Annotated in this window: 10 protein-coding genes and 1 pseudogene; 1 reads left to right on the top strand and 10 read right to left on the bottom strand. The window is 41.6% G+C overall.

Annotated features, from left to right (window positions below):
• The 7 genes and pseudogenes from Q0976_RS24205 to Q0976_RS18325 form a co-directional block, all read right to left on the bottom strand.
• The coding region (locus Q0976_RS24205; RefSeq protein ID WP_366525083.1) for a calcium-binding protein at positions 1 to 321 on the bottom strand (321 nt) is incomplete at its 3' end.
• Positions 307 to 1,683: pseudogene (locus tag Q0976_RS18350) on the bottom strand (calcium-binding protein); the annotation flags it as partial. The gene Q0976_RS24205 and the pseudogene Q0976_RS18350, both read right to left, overlap by 15 nt.
• Positions 1,590 to 4,085, bottom strand: coding sequence for a calcium-binding protein (locus Q0976_RS18345; RefSeq protein WP_299495327.1), 2,496 nt, complete (start codon positions 4,083 to 4,085; stop codon positions 1,590 to 1,592). The pseudogene Q0976_RS18350 and the gene Q0976_RS18345, both read right to left, overlap by 94 nt.
• Before the next feature lie 63 nt (positions 4,086 to 4,148).
• Complete coding sequence (locus tag Q0976_RS18340; protein ID WP_299495326.1) at positions 4,149 to 5,447, bottom strand: HlyD family type I secretion periplasmic adaptor subunit; 1,299 nt, start codon at positions 5,445 to 5,447, stop codon at positions 4,149 to 4,151.
• Between the two features lie 10 nt (positions 5,448 to 5,457).
• The gene (locus tag Q0976_RS18335) at positions 5,458 to 7,173 is read right to left on the bottom strand and encodes a type I secretion system permease/ATPase (protein WP_299495325.1); all 1,716 of its coding nucleotides are present in this window, start codon (positions 7,171 to 7,173) and stop codon (positions 5,458 to 5,460) included.
• A 114-nt stretch (positions 7,174 to 7,287) separates the two neighbouring features.
• Complete coding sequence (locus Q0976_RS18330) at positions 7,288 to 8,973, bottom strand: sodium:solute symporter family protein (protein WP_299495324.1); 1,686 nt, start codon at positions 8,971 to 8,973, stop codon at positions 7,288 to 7,290.
• Positions 8,973 to 9,272: a DUF4212 domain-containing protein gene (locus Q0976_RS18325; RefSeq protein ID WP_299495323.1), complete on the bottom strand. Its 300-nt coding sequence runs from the start codon at positions 9,270 to 9,272 to the stop codon at positions 8,973 to 8,975. Before Q0976_RS18325 ends, Q0976_RS18330 begins: the two co-directional genes overlap by 1 nt.
• A gap of 353 nt (positions 9,273 to 9,625) precedes the next feature.
• On the opposite strand from Q0976_RS18325, the gene Q0976_RS18320 reads away from it, so the two are divergent.
• On the top strand, positions 9,626 to 10,492 hold the full coding sequence (locus Q0976_RS18320; protein ID WP_299495322.1) for a glycerophosphodiester phosphodiesterase: 867 nt from the start codon (positions 9,626 to 9,628) through the stop codon (positions 10,490 to 10,492).
• A gap of 45 nt (positions 10,493 to 10,537) precedes the next feature.
• Here the strand turns inward: Q0976_RS18320 and Q0976_RS18315 are convergent, their stop codons facing one another.
• The 3 genes from Q0976_RS18315 to Q0976_RS18305 form a co-directional block, all read right to left on the bottom strand.
• Positions 10,538 to 12,526 carry a DNA topoisomerase III gene (locus Q0976_RS18315; RefSeq protein WP_299495321.1) on the bottom strand — a complete coding sequence of 663 codons (1,989 nt, stop codon included), beginning with the start codon at positions 12,524 to 12,526 and terminating at the stop codon, positions 10,538 to 10,540.
• An 88-nt stretch (positions 12,527 to 12,614) separates the two neighbouring features.
• Positions 12,615 to 15,542: a hypothetical protein gene (locus tag Q0976_RS18310; RefSeq protein WP_299495320.1), complete on the bottom strand. Its 2,928-nt coding sequence runs from the start codon at positions 15,540 to 15,542 to the stop codon at positions 12,615 to 12,617.
• 211 nt (positions 15,543 to 15,753) lie between these two features.
• Entirely contained in the window at positions 15,754 to 17,781 is a 2,028-nt protein-coding gene (locus Q0976_RS18305) for a prolyl oligopeptidase family serine peptidase (protein WP_299495319.1), read from the bottom strand.
• Positions 17,782 to 17,829 lie beyond the last annotated feature (48 nt).

Genomic DNA, 17,829 nt, shown 5'->3' with positions numbered 1-17,829 from the left:
ACTGTCATCACCCAAGCCGCCCGATAATTGGTTATCACCATCACCGGCATCCAGCACATCGTCGCCTTCATCACCACGAAGCACATCACTGCCTGCACCAGCAACGAGACTGTCATCACCCAAGCCGCCCGATAATTGATTGTCGCCATCACCGGCATTCAATACATCATCGCCTTCATCACCACTAAGTACATCATCGCCCGAGCCAGCAACTAAGCTATCGTGACCACTCCCTCCGAATAATTGGTTATCACCATCACCAGCTTCCAGCACATCGTCGCCTTCATCACCACGAAGCACATCACTGCCTGCGCCAGCCACTAAACTGTCATCACCCAAGCCGCCCGATAATTGATTGTCGCCATCACCAGCATTCAAAATATCGTCGCCTTCATCACCACTAAGCACATCACTGCCTGCGCCAGCAACGAGGCTGTCATCCCCCAAGCCACCTTCTAATTGATTATCTCCTGTTAAGGCTTCCAATCTATCTTGTCCTTCTCCCCCTTCTAACCTATCATTCCCCGTTCCAGCATAAAGCGTATCATCACCTGCTCCCCCTTTTAATACATTATCACCGCTTTGCCCATGCAGCTCATCATTGCCTTCTCCACCTTCTAAGATATCACTGCCTGCACCAGCAAATAATTTATCGCTACCTTCTCCGCCTAACAGTTCATCTTGGCCTTCGCCGCCAAATATCACATCATCGCCTTTTCCCCCCTCAACTCGATCATCGCCACTGCCCACATCAACGATATCAGCCCCTTCACCGGCCAACACCTGATCATGGCCACTACCGCTATACAGTAAATCATCTCCTTCATTACCATGAAGAGTGTCATCCCCTTCTCCACCGTAAAGCGCATCTTGACCCGCCCCACCCAGTAAAGTGTCATTACCTGATTCACCAAATAACTGATCATCCCCTTCTCCACCAGCAACTGTATCTACTCCTTCACCACCAAATAGAGTATCTCTCCCCTCATTTCCAGCTATAACGTCGTCTCCGGCACCACCAAATGCTGTATCATCGCCATCTCCACCACTAATGGTATCTTGACCTAATCCCGCATCAATAAAATCATCTCCTTCTTGACCGCCAATATTATCATTACCTTCTCCACCATAAACTGTATCAGCGCCTTCCCCAGCAAAGATGGTATCTGCACCAAGTCCACCATAGACTTCATCAGCCCCTTGTCCTGTCGTGATTTGATTATCACCAGCTTCACCAAACACACGATCATCACCACTTCCTGAATCTATCTCATCATTACCGCTGCCAGCAAAAATGGTATCTTGCCCACTACCAGCAGTAATCACATCATTTCCGCTGCCACCAGACACAATATTATCGCCTTCTGCGGCTATAATGGTGTCATTACCACCATCACCATAAAGCTCATCGTTAGCACTTCCACCAATTAACGTATCATGCCCTTCTCCACCTGACAGGAGCCCTAATTCATCTTCCGCACGTAAAATATCATCCCCGCCTTCGCCATATAATTCATCAAACCCCTCACCACCACTTAGCTCATCATTACCTTCACCACCAAAAAGTACATCACTGCCTTGCCCTCCGATCAAACTATCTTCACCAGCTCCGCCATACAGTATATCGTCCCCTTCATCACCAAAAAGGCTATCGTTGCCGGCATCACCAGAGAGGACATCATTATGCTCCCCACCATAAAGTAAATCTGCCCCCCCCCACCTACTAACGTATCAGCTCCTGCCTCCCCCTCAAGTACATCATCACCATGGCCCCCATCCAGCAAATCATCGCCAACACCGGCTAATAAACGATCTTCATTGTCACCACCATAGAGACTGTCGTTTCCTTCTCCTCCTTCGAGCACATCATTCCCGCCATCACCAAATAATTGATCGTCGCCCATTTCACCTTTAACGATATCATCTCCACCACCAGCAAAAACCACATCATCTCCAATACCAGCTTCAACAACATCCTCCCCCGCTCCAGCATCGATAGTATCAACGCCACCTGCAGCAAAAATCTCATCATTACCTGCACCGCCAAGTAATACATCATCTCCGTCTTGGGCCATTAATACATCATCGCCACGACCACCATCAAGAATATTATTTCCACTGCCTGAGTACAGCTCATCATTACCTTCTCCGGCTCTTATCTCATCATCTCCCAACCCACCTTCTAATTTATCGTCTCCTGCTCCACCATAAAGCACATCTTGCCCCTCGCCACCAACAATATAATCATCACCATCATCCCCAAAAAGCGTATCATCGCCACTACCACCATCGATAACATCATCCGCAGCGCCCGCATAAATTAAGTCATCTCCACTCCCTGCATCAATGGTATCTTGTCCTCCCTCTGCAAACACAATATCATCACCTGCTCCGGCCACAATCGTATCTTTCTCATCACCAGCATATATGGTATCGTGCCCTTCACCCGCATCGATAATATTATCACCCGCACCGGAATAAATATGATCATCTCCTTCACCTGCGATGAGATTATCATGACCACTTCCAGCGTATAACGCATCATCTCCCAGCCCAGCATCAATGGTATTATCACCTTCACCACCATAAAGTTGATCGTGTCCTTCTCCGCCAAATACGATATCATCACCTGCTTCAGCATAGACAGTATCATTCCCTGTACCGGCTAAAATAGTATCGTTATCTTGCCCTCCAAATACGGTATCTTGACCTTCTCCGGCATCTAATAAATTGTCGCCAGATAAGCCAAATAACACGTCATCCCCTTCACCGCCGAGTAAGGTGTCATTACCGCTCCCGGCATGAAGTTCATCATTGCCCAAGCCTCCCTCTAAGTGATCATCACCCGCTTCACCTAATAACGTATCATTTCCCTCTTCCCCCATTAGCACATCGTCACCTTCGCCCGCTAAAAGAATATCGGCACCCTCGCCACCGGATAACTCATCCATTCCCATTCCTGCCATCAATACATCATCACCTTCACCGCCACTCAATAAATCGTCACCTTCATCCCCTTGTAGAAAGTCATTCCCTGCTCCACCAACAAGGACATCATCTCCTTGGCCCCCAAATAACTGATCCTGCCCATCACCGCCTAATAATTGGTCATCTCCATCATCACCAATAAGTTGATCATTACCTTCTCCCCCCAATAAAGTATCATTGCCCAATTCCCCCATAAGCACATCATCACCTACCCCACCTTCAATCACATCAGCATCATCCCCCCCCATAAGGACATCGTCACCAGTGCCTCCCATCAGCACATCATCTCCTTGTCCTCCCATCAATAAATCATCACCTTCATTTCCATAAAGATGATCATTGTTAATACCGCCTTCTAATTGATCATCACCCAAGCCACCACTGAGATTATCTTCTCCCTGCTGACCCATAATCACATCATCTCCCTCTCCTCCTTCAATGACATCGTCATACATATTATGTGTCACTAATTCAACTCGATTAATATCAATCACCACATCAGGATCAGCGTCAATCGCTTGCAATTGAATTTGAATATCTTCATCAAGATTAAGCTGTTCAGGGGTGAGTTCAAAATCAAGCTGCATGACACCATTCCCTTGGTCATTCAGCATGGCTGTTGCCACAATCACCATTTGTCCTGTGATATCTTCGCCCATAATATTCACCGACAAACCATTATTATTGGCAAGAGCAGGGCTCCCTTCGGGTAAATGAATATTAAGAGAAAAGTGACCACCATCGTTATTAACAAATTGATCTACAGCAATATTTTGAGTGGCGACTTCATTGCCAGACACTTGAGCTAACCCATTTTCCGAGGCTGATTCACTGTCAAAAACACTCTGTTCAATTCCCCATGCCGTTGTCTCCGCCGTTTCAACAATCGGTGTAGCCGAAGAGCTAGGATCGTTTAGCATTTGATCGCCCAATATAAAATCTTTGCCTTCTTGGCCCGAAATGCTGTCATTCCCTTTTCCGCCAATAAGGTAATCATCTCCAGCTTTGCCATCAATGATATCGTCACCGCTGCCACCATCAATATCATCATCTATATTGGTTCCAACTAAGACATCATCTTCATCTGTTTTTTTCATGACAATACTCCTTTATAGTCAATTGATTACTCGATACTCTGTATCTTTCTATCAAAGTTGGAATTAACTTTCTCTAAAAGCTGAATTAAATGAATGACTAAAAGGCGAAATAAGATAGTCTAGTAATGTTCGCTTCGCGAGTACAATATAGACATCAGCAGACATTCCAGGATGAAGCTTAATCACTTGTCCCTGCAATCGGTCAGTATCTAATTTCACTTTCACTAAATAGCCATCGGTATTTTTCATATTGGAAGCAAAAAAACGATCGGCAGAAACGTGAATAATTTCCCCATTGATAGGGGCTACATGCCTGCCATCATACGCTGTGAGTCTTACCTGAGCGGTTAACCCTTCATATACCACATCAATATCTTCTGGTTTGACATACGCTTCAACAACAATCGTATCCAAATCAGGCACAAGCTCCATAACCACTTGACCAGGTGCAACCACTTCCCCAATGGCATTGACTTCCATAGCCACTACGGTACCGTTATGCTCTGCATGAATATTAATATCTTGCCTGGTTTCAGTATGTGAAATAAGCAATTGTGAAGCCTCATCCCTAAGCTGCCTTTGCTTTTGAATAAGATCTGCAAGCTTTTGTTGAGATTTTGCAAAATGACTTTTGTAACCTTGCTCTAACTCCCCCAATTGCGCTTGGGTGACGGCTTGTTTTGATTGCAATTGGATAAGTGTCGCTTCAATACTTGATTGAGTCCGCTGAATCGATAGATGCCGAGATTTAGATACATAACCATCAGCAAGAAGCACTTCATTCATGCGCACTTCTTCTTTCACTAATGCCAACTGTTTCTGAATGGATTCTATTTCAAGGGTAATACCATCAAGCGAATGTTTTATCTGGTTTTTTTTGAAATCAAATTGTTGTTTAACATATTCCTCATTCGATTGTTGCCTTTCAAATATAAGCGACTGCATCGCCATTAGCTGCACAATTTCAATTCGGTGTTGATACTTAAGCACGAGTGCTGAGAAATCCAATTGTTCGCCTTGATTCAATAAAACGGTAGCGCGATCAATCTGAGCTTGGGCATTTAATACTTTCAGTAATACGCGTTGAAAATCAGCTTCGACTTGATGATCAGCCAAGGAAATTAACCTTTGTCCCTTGCTGACTTTTTGGCCTTCTTTCACCAAGATCTGTTGAATTTGTCCACCATGTAAATGTTGAATTTTCTTTCTTTGACTTTCCACCACTAGCGTGCCAGAAGCGACAGCTGCAGCATCCACTTTTACCATTGAAGCCCACAATACAAATCCCCCAATGGCAAAAATAATAATACCAATACCAAATTGGATCAGTTTCTTGGTATTAAAATTCATATTGCTATCCATAGCACACTCCTTACTGCTTCAGTGCCGAAGGCTTCTCCACTTCTTCAACAGCCTGCTCAGTTTGCTGGCTGATCTCTTGAATATCTGAAATAAACCTGTCTTTTGGACCCGCTTTCTCAATACGTCCATCACGTAAACACACCACCCAATCCATTTGTCTTAAAAAACCAGCACGATGACTTATCATCATGACGGTAATATTGTTTTCTTTGCAATTGAGTAAAACAATGGCTAATGCCACTTCACCTTCGGGATCTAAATTAGAATTAGGCTCATCCAAAATAAGCACTTTAGGTTTAGAAAAAAGCGCTCTGGCCAAGGCCAAACGTTGCTTTTGACCACCACTTATCTGTACGCCATTTTCACCGAGCAACGTTTCATAACCTTCAGGCAAAGCGATAATTAATTCATGAATACAAGCCTTCTTTGCTGCATCGATAATATCGTCAGAAGCGGCATCAGAAAACCGACAAATATTTTGAGCAACAGTGCCCGCTAAGATTTCAACATCTTGAGAAACAAAACCAATATATTGGCCTAACTCTTGAGCATTCCACTGACTAATACACGCACCATCTAATTTAATTTTCCCAGCCGTAGGCTGAATAATGCCCATCAATAGCTTCACTAATGTGGATTTTCCAGAACCACTGGGGCCGATAATGGCTAAAGATAAGCCCGCTTGAAGTCTAAAACTAATATTCTGCAAAATGGGCGCATGATGGATAGATGTGCGGTAAATAACATTTTCAAGATGGAACTCCCCTTTAGGAGCAGGTAAAGATGTCTTTATCACTTCAGGCTCTTTTGCTATTGAATGTAATAAACGCTTGTAAGCGACCCAAGCTGACTCCCAATTTTTCCAACATCCCACAGCTTGTTCAATAGGGGCTAGCGCCCTGCCCAATATAATAGAAGCGGCAATAATCTCCCCCGCCCCCAATTGCTGGGTTAGTACTAACCCCACCCCAATACCAATGACAGCAACTTGAAGTAAAGTTCTCACTAATCGGGTCAATACCAGCATCATACTGACTTTATCAGCCACCAACCATTGTAAGAAAAGCAGATGCTTATGGCTTTTCCCCCAATGCTTAGCCACATTTGAAGCCATGCCCATCGCTTGCAATGAACTGGAATGTCTTAAAATATCATTGATTTGCATGCCACTTGAGATAACAGCCTGTGAGGCCTCATTATCAGTTAATAATGCGGCTTTTTTAACCCCATAAGCGAGTAAAGATAATACAATTGCCCCTATGGTTGCCGTGACACCTAATAACGGGTGTAACATATATAAAACTAAAATGAATACCAGAACCCAAGGTAAATCAAAAATAGCACTGGTTGAAGGTGTCAGTAATACACTCTTTACTTCTCGAACATCTAATAAACTTTGTTTATTGATCCCGCCCTCTTTTGCTGAATCTTTAATTGCTTGGCTGACTAAAGGCAAACTCAAACCCATTTCAAGTTTGAGTCCACTTTGTTGCATCAATTTATTACGAAAAAAATCCAAGCAGGTTTGTGTCACCAAAAGGAAAATCACTAAATAAGTGAGATTTAATAATGTGTCGAAACTTGAACTAGCCAGAACGCGCCCAAAGAGCTGTAAACTATATAATGGAAGTGCCAACATGAGAAGGTTAATAAAAAAGCTGAAAAGGGCGACATATTTAAGTTCATATTTCAATCGTAAAATAATTCTTTGCCATGTCTCTTGCATTTTTACGCACTCCACATCCATGTGCAACTTCAACATCCTTAATTATGATTATAGACAAAATTTCAATATCATCCTTATCTACTACGACAAAACGATAACTAAGTACTTCCTCATTTATACAGGACGACGGATAGACTCTACCAACTCATTGATATGCATGGGCGGGGCAGGAGTCAATTTACACACAACAAGAGCCACAGCAAAATTGATCAACATGCCCACAGTACCAATACCTTCAGGTGAAATACCAAACCACCAATTGTCAGACACATTCATGCTAGGGCTGACAATGAATTTAAAATAAATAATATAAGCTGCAGTAAAACCTATGCCACATAACATGCCACTGACTGCTCCTTCACGGTTCATCCCTTTATAAAAGATGCCCATGATAATCGCAGGGAAAAAAGATGACGCCGCCAACCCAAAGGCAAATGCAACAACTGAAGCCACATAATCAGGAGGATGGACTCCTAAATATCCAGCCACCCCAATTGCTGCTCCTGCAGCCACCCGTGCAAATAATAATTCTTGCTTTTCAGTAATATTTGGCATGAAATTTCGTTTACATAGGTCATGAGAAATGGCCGACGAAATCACCAATAATAAACCCGCTGATGTCGATAAGGCTGCCGCTATGCCTCCGGCTGCAACTAATGCAATAACCCAATTGGGTAGGTTTGCTATTTCTGGATTCGCTAATACCATGATGTCACGATCGATGATCATCTCATTCCGATCGTCCCCAGAATAATACATACGCCCATCGTTATTCTTGTCTTGCCAATCAATCAAACCTGTTTTTTGCCAATTTTTAATCCAATTGGGTATATTTTCATATGAAATACCTTGATTATTTTCACCGTTAATGGTGTTTATCATATTCACTCTTGCAAATGCCGCAATAGACGGCGCCGTGGTATAGAGTAAAGCAATAAAAAATAACGCCCAAGCGGCTGAGCGACGTGCATCACTCACCTTAGGTACAGTAAAAAACCTAACAATAACATGAGGTAAACCTGCAGTCCCTACCATTAAAGCAAAGGTAATGAATAACACATCCAGCTTGCTCTTAACCCCCTCAGTGTATGCAGTAAAACCCAATTCATGGGATAAAGAATCTAATTGATGAAGTAAATACACGCCAGAACCATCTTGCAAAGTCGCCCCAAATCCAAACTGAGGAATAATGTGCCCAGTCATCAATACCGAAATAAATATAGCTGGTACCAAATAAGCAAAAATAAGGACACAATATTGCGCAACTTGGGTATAAGTTATCCCTTTCATGCCTCCTAACACAGCATAAAAAAACACAATTCCCATGCCAATTATCACGCCGGTAACAATATCCACTTCTAAAAAACGTGAAAACACCACGCCGACACCGCGCATTTGCCCTGCAACATAAGTAAAAGAAATAAAAATGGTACAGATCACAGCAACGGTACGGGCCGTTTGAGAATAATATCGATCGCCAATAAAATCAGGCACAGTAAACTTGCCAAATTTACGTAGATAAGGGGCTAGACATAAAGCGAGCAACACATAACCGCCGGTCCATCCCATTAAAAAAACGGCACCATCATAGCCCATGAACGAAATTAAACCCGCCATCGAAATAAACGAAGCTGCTGACATCCAATCGGCTGCCGTTGCCATACCATTCGCCACAGGGTGAATGCCGCCTCCAGCGACATAAAACTCACGAGTAGAACTCGCCCGACTCCAAATTGCAATCGCAATATAGAGAGCAAAGCTTGCGCCAATCATAATAAACGTTAGGGTTTGCACTTCCATTAACACTCACCTCTATTAACAGAATCAACCTTATCGCTTTCTTGCAGCCCATAGCGTTCATCTAAGCGATTCATACACCTTACATAAATAAAAATAAGCACTACAAACACATAAATGCTCCCTTGATGAGCAAACCAAAAACCCAGTTTAAAGCCAAAAAAAGTGATCTGATTTAATGCATCGCTCCAAAGGATCCCGAAGCCAAAAGACACCAATGCCCAAATAAACAATAAACTGAGTACCAGCCGAATATTCGCTTGCCAATACTGTTTAGCTTGAAGGGCTGAAATATTCCTCATATCGCCCCCAAAAAGCTTGTGGCATTAACGCTAACCCAACAAAATAAAGCCTGTATACAATAAAATATCATTTCAGCTCTCCTATCCTTCAAGGCGTGATCCACTTAACATCAAATAGCAAAAAACAGTATCAATAATTAGTGAAAAGTCATATCACTCATAGCGACTAATACTGATGACTAATGGCTAATAAAAAATGTACCTCGATGATTCATTGGCAATAAACATGCGTTATTTCTGACACTAAAATAGCCCTTTCAGGTAATTTCACTTCAAGATTATTTACGCGACCTTCCATATTCATTAGCGCTTATTCCCTTAGAAAAAATGACAGGATCCCTATGGACTTATTCATGCCTTTATTCAAATACATCAAATTGCTCCATATCTCAAGTACCCTAGCTTTATTGTTCCTACCCTCAATAACAATGGCCTCAGAGAATGAAAATCTCATTCAACGTGAGGTCTTAGCCCATAGAGGTGCATCAGGGGATTATCCACAAAGTACTTGGCTTGCCTTTCAAATGGCGCTGGATCAAGGTGCTGATGTGCTTGAAATGGATGTACACCTTTCAAAAGACGGTCATGTTATTGTGAATCATGATAATGATTTCAGCAAAACGGCGGGCAACCATAGTCAGGTTGCTGATTTAACATTATCGGAAATTAAAACCTTTGATGCAGGCTATATGTTCAGCACTGACGGCGGAGAAACCTTTCCTTTTCGAGCGATGGGACTTGAAGTCTTAACCCTTGAAGAAGTCATCAACTATTTTCCTTCTTATAAGCTCAGTATTGAAATGAAAGTCAATAATGAGCAACTGGCCGATAAACTCTGGGCGATATTAGACAGAAATGGATTACATGAACATGCCGTTGTGGCCAGTCAATACACAAAAGCATTAAAGCACTTTCGCTTAGTGAGTCACCATAGCATCAGAACCAGTGCCAGTATTAGTGAGTTAACAGGCTTAAGTTTGGCTTGGGCTGCAGGATTAGGGAGGATTTATTCTGCCAATTTTGAATTAGCACAACTCCCTTATGCAATGATAACGAGGCCTTTTCTCTCTTTTTTGCAAAACAAAGGCATTACCAGCCATGTGTGGACTGTAAATGAATGGGATAAAATTGAGCGAGCTTTTGAGTTAGGTGCCAATGGCGTCATTGGCGATTACCCTGATAGAATTGTGCAAGTATTGACCGCTCGTGGCGAGCGTTAGTGACGCTGACATATACTGAAAATGATGGCTCATATTAATAAGTCATCATATTGCAGCTTGTTGACATTTTCCTCTCACGGCTTTACTCGCTTTATTTTTTGATGTTCCTCCTTTTTTACTGAATGATTTCCCTTTACGCTTTTTAAACGGGTTATCACTCTTAACACCTTGTAACGCAGTCGGTAATTGGCTGCCTGCCAGCTGTATTTGACTGTGTAAACTGTCAATTAATGGCAACATAAATCCTTTATAAGTCATTTCTTTTTGACTAATACTGTTCAATTTACTTTCCCATAACGCAGTCATATCAGGTGTGGTCGCACTTTGGGGTAAACTATTGATTAACCCTTTCCCCACCTCTGTCGCGACAATAGTCTTGCCTTGACGAGATAAATATCCTCGCTTAAAAAGCAGCTCGATAATGCCAGCACGCGTAGCTTCAGTGCCTAACCCATCAGTTTCCTTTAAAATTTTACGAATAGATATATCAGTCACATAGCGACCAATTCCCGTCATGGCACTCAGCAAGCTAGCATCATTAAAGGCTTTGGGTGCTTGGGTATGCTTCTCTAAAACCTCGCCCTTTGGACAAAAAAGACGCTGCCCTTTGGACAAAAGGGGCAAAAAAGCCATTGGAGCGGCTTCATCCTCATTATCATTTCTTTCCTTTTGATAATGAAATAATTGTTTCCAACCTAATGCACCTTCCTGCTTGGCCTTAGTGAAAAAGCGCCCCCCTTCAATGATCACCACCACCTCCGTTTCTTTATAGCAATAGGGTGGGTAAAATTGTGCTAAATATTGCCGAGCAATGTGTAAATAAACCTGCCGCTCAGGTTGACTTAAACGGGATAAAACCGGTGATTTTTCTGTTGGAATGATAGCATGATGTGCATCCACTTTTTTATCATTCCATGCCTTTGACTTAAGACTCGCATTAGGCTTATCACATCCCGTTAATAGTTCATCGGCTCCCTTCTCAATGGCTTGAATAACACTCGATGCTAATGCATGTTGCTCTTTAGGAAGGTAACGACTATCGGAGCGGGGATAGGTTATAAGCTTATGTTTTTCATATAAAGATTGACAAGTATCCAGTACCGTTTTGGCACTCATTGAAAAGCGTTTAGCCGCATCAATTTGTAATGCAGACAAATTATAAGGCAAAGGGGGAGATTGCTGCTTATCCGTTGCTTTTACTTGTTCTACCACCGCCTCTTTTTGCGTAATACGGCTCACCACATTTTCAGCTAATCCTTTGGATAGTATTCGATTCTCTTCATCCATATAAGGCTCACAAGCCTTACTCGGCTGCCACTTAGCACTAAAATGCACATCATCCTGTGTTGTTAAGTGAGCCAGTACTTCATAAAAAGGTTTAGAGATAAAATGTGCAATGGACTCATCTCGGCGCACGACTAACCCAAGTAACGGCGTTTGTACCCGACCCACAGATAATACACCTTGATAACCCACTTTACGCCCTTGTAGGGTATAGGCTCGTGTCATGTTCATGCCATAAAGCCAATCTGCTCGAGCACGCGCTAGCGCCGATACAGACAGGGGAATAAATTCTTGATTACTGCGAAGCTGGCCTAAAGCCCTTTTGACCGCTTTAGGGTTTAAATCGCTAATCAGCAATCGCTGTACCCCTTGTAATTTATTGCCTTTTACCCCTAAATGCGCAATCAGTTCATCCACTAATAACTGGCCTTCTCTGTCAGGATCGCCAGCATTAACCAATTGATTTGCTTGTTTGACTAAACGCCTTAAAATGGCAATTTGACCGCGCATTTTAGTCTTGGGAACCGTTTTCCAATTCGAAGGAATGATGGGTAAATGCTCAAACCGCCAGGATTTATATTCATCATTGTACGCATCAGGCTGAGCTTGCTCTAATAAATGCCCAACACACCAAGAAACACAATCTCCATTCGCCGCTTGAATGAAACCTTCAGCTTTTTTAAGGGGTTTAGGCAACACGTCGGCTATCGCACGCCCTAAACTTGGCTTTTCGGCAATATATAAAATCATAGCAAGCACTAACATTACTGTATAAAATTACAGTAATGTTAGTCAGAAGAGTGATTAAATGCAACAATTCTTATCGCTTAACTCCCTATTATACGCCTGACTCGATATCAATTAACGGCATGGATGCACTAAAGTTTTTTGCGCTAATATTAACAGAGAGTAAATGGCTATCTAGATAATTAACCACTACGAGAACATTGAGTGTTTGAGTACTTACCCCCTCATAGCCACTTGTTTCGATGGTGAGAATACCATGACCTTCAAAGGTATTATTGTCCGTTGGATACATTATGACTTGATTCAGTTTAAATTCATATAGTTGAAGTAACGTGATATTAATTCCCCCCCAATGTGCACCTGATGCTAACGTTAATGGAAACGTTTCATCTTGGCCAAATCGCTCAAAAGACCAACCTCCGCTATCAAGATTGGCGGTTGAGCCTAACAGGGCACCATCTTTGTGTGTAGAACTGGCGCTTTTATCGATACTGTAATTAAACTCGCCTTCTAGTGGGATGTTGAAGTCAGAGATGGTTGCATTAAAATCCAAAACAGGATCGAAAATAATCTGGCCATAGAGGTGGGTATCTGCTTTTGAAATAATAAGGCGCTCAATAATGTTAGGCTCGACCTCAACGGCTTCAACTGTGACTGAATCGAATAAAAATGGAGATGCACCATGGATAAGCCCAAGGTCGTTCCAGTAATAAGTTCTCATATCCATAGCTGCTTGATGGGTCACTAAAGTATTATTTTCATCCCGTTCTAATATTAAGGGGACTTCCAACTTCCAATCTCTGGTCGTATAATTTTCTCCTGAAGAATATATCCGCTCGCTAATCATCGCTAAATCATCGATTGAAAGCGCCGTGCGATTACTATCGGAGGAGTAAGTCATACTATCTACGGTATCATCACGCTGAAAAGGAATAGGCATACCAAAATAGGGGTCGGTAAAATCAGCGGGAATAAACGGAATCGATGTCCCACTTGACAAGCTATCTTGATCGGCAGCTTCAGCAGGAAAATTTCTAAAGCCTTGAGTAATAATATTAAACGATAGACTCTCTCCATTGAGTAGAGGAGTGTTCTGAAGCGTTGCTTCGGTCTCATCACTTCCTATATCCTGAAGTGAGATGATATTACTTTTAAGATCCACGTTAGCGTATAAAGAAAGAAAATAATATTTTGATGTCATTGATAATGGCTTAGCGCAATTCATTTCTATTTGAGCATCGATTTCTTCGTTAAACATAACTGACTTACTTTCTAAAATGAGTTTATCAAAAATCGCAAATTGATCTATTGTATCGTCAAAGACACAAAATGGATTGATCATTAATGAGTTAATCTCTTTTTTACGTTGCCAAAAAGCCAAATCCCATCGTTTATCATGATTTGCCGTATAGTTTAAGTTTGTTTTTGTTACGCCCGTAGCAACAGCATAATAAACAAGCTCAGCCGGTAGTTGGTGGATGTTGAGTTGATTATCCTGACTGCTAGCGATAAAAAAATCGCTGGTCCCGGGGCTAAGTGCATGGCTCCCCTGAGCTTGGATGAGAGAAAGCGGGGAATTTGCAAAGCCAAGGTATTTTTCCAACACCTCTTTTTTGGCATATTCATCTTTTATATCTCCCGTGCTTTTTGATAACTTCCAGAGAGTCACATAACTTTGAGGTATGCCTTTCGAGTTATTTCTAAGGTAAGTGAGATAAATATAGTGAATGTCACTATCGAAAGGATCGACTTCAGCATTAAGAACAGCAGCCGAACGTCCGTTAATATCATAAAAATTATGTTTATTCTGCCATGTAAACTGCCCGTCATCTAGCTTACCAAGTTTGAATTTGATTGTTTTGTCAGTGCTCTCTCCAGTCGAGCCAGCGACTAATACCGTATCATTGGTTAAAAACGTGGCGCTGGGTTGATAAACATCACTTAAGCCAACTGTATACTTATCACTCCAAATCACTTGTTCTTCTTGTACATTTCCTAAGTGATAGCGTATTTTACCATTCTGCCTATAGATCAAAATGGCTGTCTTACCGTCTTTAGAAAACGCAATATTGGGGCTTTTTCCTGAAAAAACATTTGAGCCATCATCTGAGTCATCATCTGAGCCACTGCACTCTTTTTGAATAGTGCTCGTAGTCACACAAATCCAGTTAGTACTTTGCCACTCAATACTATCGGCGTCAATTTTACCTTGTAGATATGACAGTCGATCATCTTCATCTTGACTGATTAATAGTACCTGACCATGTTGATTTAATGCTGATCGGGTGTATAAAAAAAGTTGTTCTGGTAAATCTATATCACTCCCCCATTCAATTTGGTTAAATTCATTACGTAAACCCGCACGGTAACCACTATTGGTAAAAGCAAAAAGGTATTGGTTATTAGCGATTATATTACTGGTATTCTCTACGTTAAAAGGCTCGCTTAAGGGAGAGATCGCTGCCAATTGCCAATTCATCAAGTGAGGATTACTGACGTCCCATAAGCTGAGTATTTCAAAAGAATTGGATTTATTCTTTGCAGTATAGAGCAATGCGGTATTATTACTATGATTACTCATTTTAGCGCTGCCGGTAGCCGCTTTTTTTTGTTTATTTTCGGTAGGGCAAAGCATCTCCCCATAACGCCCTCGATCGCATAGTACTGTTGAAACGAATTGCATTTGTATCTTGCTAATGATTTCTCCTGTACTCGTATTAATCACGTCATACCAAGCTTTATTCTTAGTTAGACAGGCATTTTTTTCATTCACTTTTAAAATAACATCCACCGATTGATTAGGGCTAATGGTGATATTGTTCGTTGTTTCGCTACTTACACAATTTTCATACCAATCATTAGGCGCATAAGCCCAATAGTTTTTATAATGAACATCCATCGCCCTGATGAAGCCTTGGATGTTCGTTTGCTGAATGAGTATGTCTGTGCTCGCTGAATTATGTATGCGAATTTTTTTGCTAGTGATATATTCTTCAGCATAAATGTGTGGTGACAGCATAAAGGATAAACCAGTTAACACTATGGGGGAGATAACCTTGTAATAATAAAGTATTCGACTATAAAACATAAAAAAAAACATAAAAAACATAATCAATGGCCTCATTGGTAGTAATCGTTATGTTAAAAAACAAGCGAGTGAATGTTAATTTAACATGATAAACCAAGAATGACCTTTTGATTTTTGTAATGACATGTGTCGTGTTTTAGCTCTAGGGCATAGGCAAGTTCTTTACATTATCCAGTTGTAATTGATTTAGCTTGCCTACAGGTATGAAACCAAATACTTGTCCGTAAAAAGACAGCTCCGACTGTAAAATATTCGCCTTCGTTTTTATGATCGCCTCAGCGCTTAAATCATTTTGTAACCTCAAATAAGCAATAGGTACACCTTTATTTTTCAATTCTTTATAAATATACTTCGACTGCTCAGCTGGGATCACATAATCATTCATTCCTTGAATAAACAACAAAGGCTCCGCTAACCCTTTTAAATAAAATAATGCAGTATGATCATGGTAGTAATTATCTTTTCCAACAAGGCGCTTAATATAACTGGCTTCAAATTTATGGGTTTCTTTTTCAAAGAGCTCCACATTGCTTATGCCAGAATAAATCACTCCTGCCTTAAACGTATTATAAAAAGCTAACGCCGATAATGCTGATAGCCCTTCTTCTCTAAAGCCTTTAATCGCCAGTTTTGTACCGTCAACTAACCCTTTATTAACTAAGAAACCCGCAGCTCTCACTGCATCTTCTGAATCATATTTCCCCCAATTACCGTATAAGCTATTCCGGTATTGTCTCCCAAAGCCTGAACTACCACGATAATTTAAATCAAACACCGCTATGCCTCGACTGGTCCAAAATTGGATATCACGACGATAAGCTCGGCTAGCCTTATTCGTCGGCCCACTGTGTAACATCACGATTAAAGGAGGACGTGTTCCTTCTGCGCCACGAAATTTTGGGTTTTTTGGTGAATAAAAATAACCATAAGCCATTTTCTTATTGCCACTTTTAAAACTCATGCTTTGTGCATGGGAAATATAATCACTGTCAATCTCAGGAAAAGGTGGGGAATACACCAATTGAGCCAGATTGGCTTGTACTTTATAAATCCCTTTTTCTGGGGTTTCTTTTTCCCCCACAAAATATACGCCATCAAACCCTTTAATCACTTGAGTAATTTCAGCAAAATCAACGTCAATAGGCTCTGCTATTCCCGTTTCAATATTAATTCTTACCAATCCGGCAGCGCCTTTACGACTGTAACTGGCAACTAAACTTGTTGGACTTTCAAAAGCATAGTTGTGATTCCCCATCTTCCAATCTGGTACGGCAAACTCTGCTTCATGATCATAAACAATTTCAGCTCGCCCCTTATCATTGATACGATAAAGGTTCCACCAGTTATTAAAATCTGCCACAAAATACAGACGACCATCGGGACTAAACAAAGGTTGAGTGATGGAACCTTTTAAATTGGCAATCAATCGACGAGGACGAACAATATTGCCTTTAGGATCCACATCGGCCATCCACAGCTCTGTTTTATCCCAAGGCATATTGGGGTGCTGCCAAGCAATCCAAGCCATGTGTTTTTGATCGGGCGATAAAATAGGAGATGAATAAAAATCAGCCCCACTCACCAAGACTTTGGTTTTATCAGCATAACTCACATTAATGCCCACTAAACGTGTCACAGGCTCACCTTTTTTACGATGATCCTCTTGCACACAAATTAAACGGGCACCACGGGTTTGAAAAATACAATCCGCATAACGTGTTTTTAAAGGGGTGAGTGCGACAGGTTCTTGATTAGGCGCAATACGATAAAGACGCTGATCACTAAATTTACTGGCAAATAAACTTTGTCCTATGCCTAAAACGGGCGCGCCACCGTATTCGTTCACACGAGTGCGCACATCAAAATCAGCACTGATCACTTCTGTTACCGTGCCGTCAGTATTGAGCTTCTTAACACTTTTTCGCCCTTGCAAGGACGCATCAGACTGAATGAAATAAATGCCATCATCAATCGTTTGCAGCTCAGTAATATCGTCAGACATCCCATAGACATCTTCAGCTGTTAACGGTGACTCCCAACTGCCATAACGCGCAACTTGCACCCCTTCAGTTAGCACTTCTTTTTCGACGGTCGCTAAGCGTTCACAACCCGATATTGAGGTCAATAACCAAATCATGAGCCCCAACTTAGCGCCTAAAAGTTGTTTCATTCTATCCCCTAAAACCTCCTTGTTATAAAAACAATATATCCCAGCCAT

Source organism: uncultured Shewanella sp., from assembly GCF_947501665.1.
Taxonomy (GTDB): domain Bacteria; phylum Pseudomonadota; class Gammaproteobacteria; order Enterobacterales; family Shewanellaceae; genus Shewanella.
The sequence above is the reverse complement of the archived record's forward strand: the minus strand, read 5'-3'. Positions and strand labels throughout refer to the sequence as shown.

Bases quoted from the DNA above. Each gene is read 5' to 3' on its own strand.
- Q0976_RS18315 (WP_299495321.1), bottom strand. From the start codon at position 12,526: ATGATTTTATATATTGCCGAAAAGCCAAGTTTAGGGCGTGCGATAGCC.
- Q0976_RS18320 (WP_299495322.1), top strand. From the start codon at position 9,626: ATGCCTTTATTCAAATACATCAAATTGCTCCATATCTCAAGTACCCTA.
- Q0976_RS18345 (WP_299495327.1), bottom strand. From the start codon at position 4,085: ATGAAAAAAACAGATGAAGATGATGTCTTAGTTGGAACCAATATAGAT.
- Q0976_RS18340 (WP_299495326.1), bottom strand. From the start codon at position 5,447: ATGGATAGCAATATGAATTTTAATACCAAGAAACTGATCCAATTTGGT.
- Q0976_RS18325 (WP_299495323.1), bottom strand. From the start codon at position 9,272: ATGAGGAATATTTCAGCCCTTCAAGCTAAACAGTATTGGCAAGCGAAT.
- Q0976_RS18330 (WP_299495324.1), bottom strand. From the start codon at position 8,973: ATGGAAGTGCAAACCCTAACGTTTATTATGATTGGCGCAAGCTTTGCT.
- Q0976_RS18310 (WP_299495320.1), bottom strand. From the start codon at position 15,542: ATGCTGTCACCACACATTTATGCTGAAGAATATATCACTAGCAAAAAA.
- Q0976_RS18305 (WP_299495319.1), bottom strand. From the start codon at position 17,781: ATGAAACAACTTTTAGGCGCTAAGTTGGGGCTCATGATTTGGTTATTG.
- Q0976_RS18335 (WP_299495325.1), bottom strand. From the start codon at position 7,173: ATGCAAGAGACATGGCAAAGAATTATTTTACGATTGAAATATGAACTT.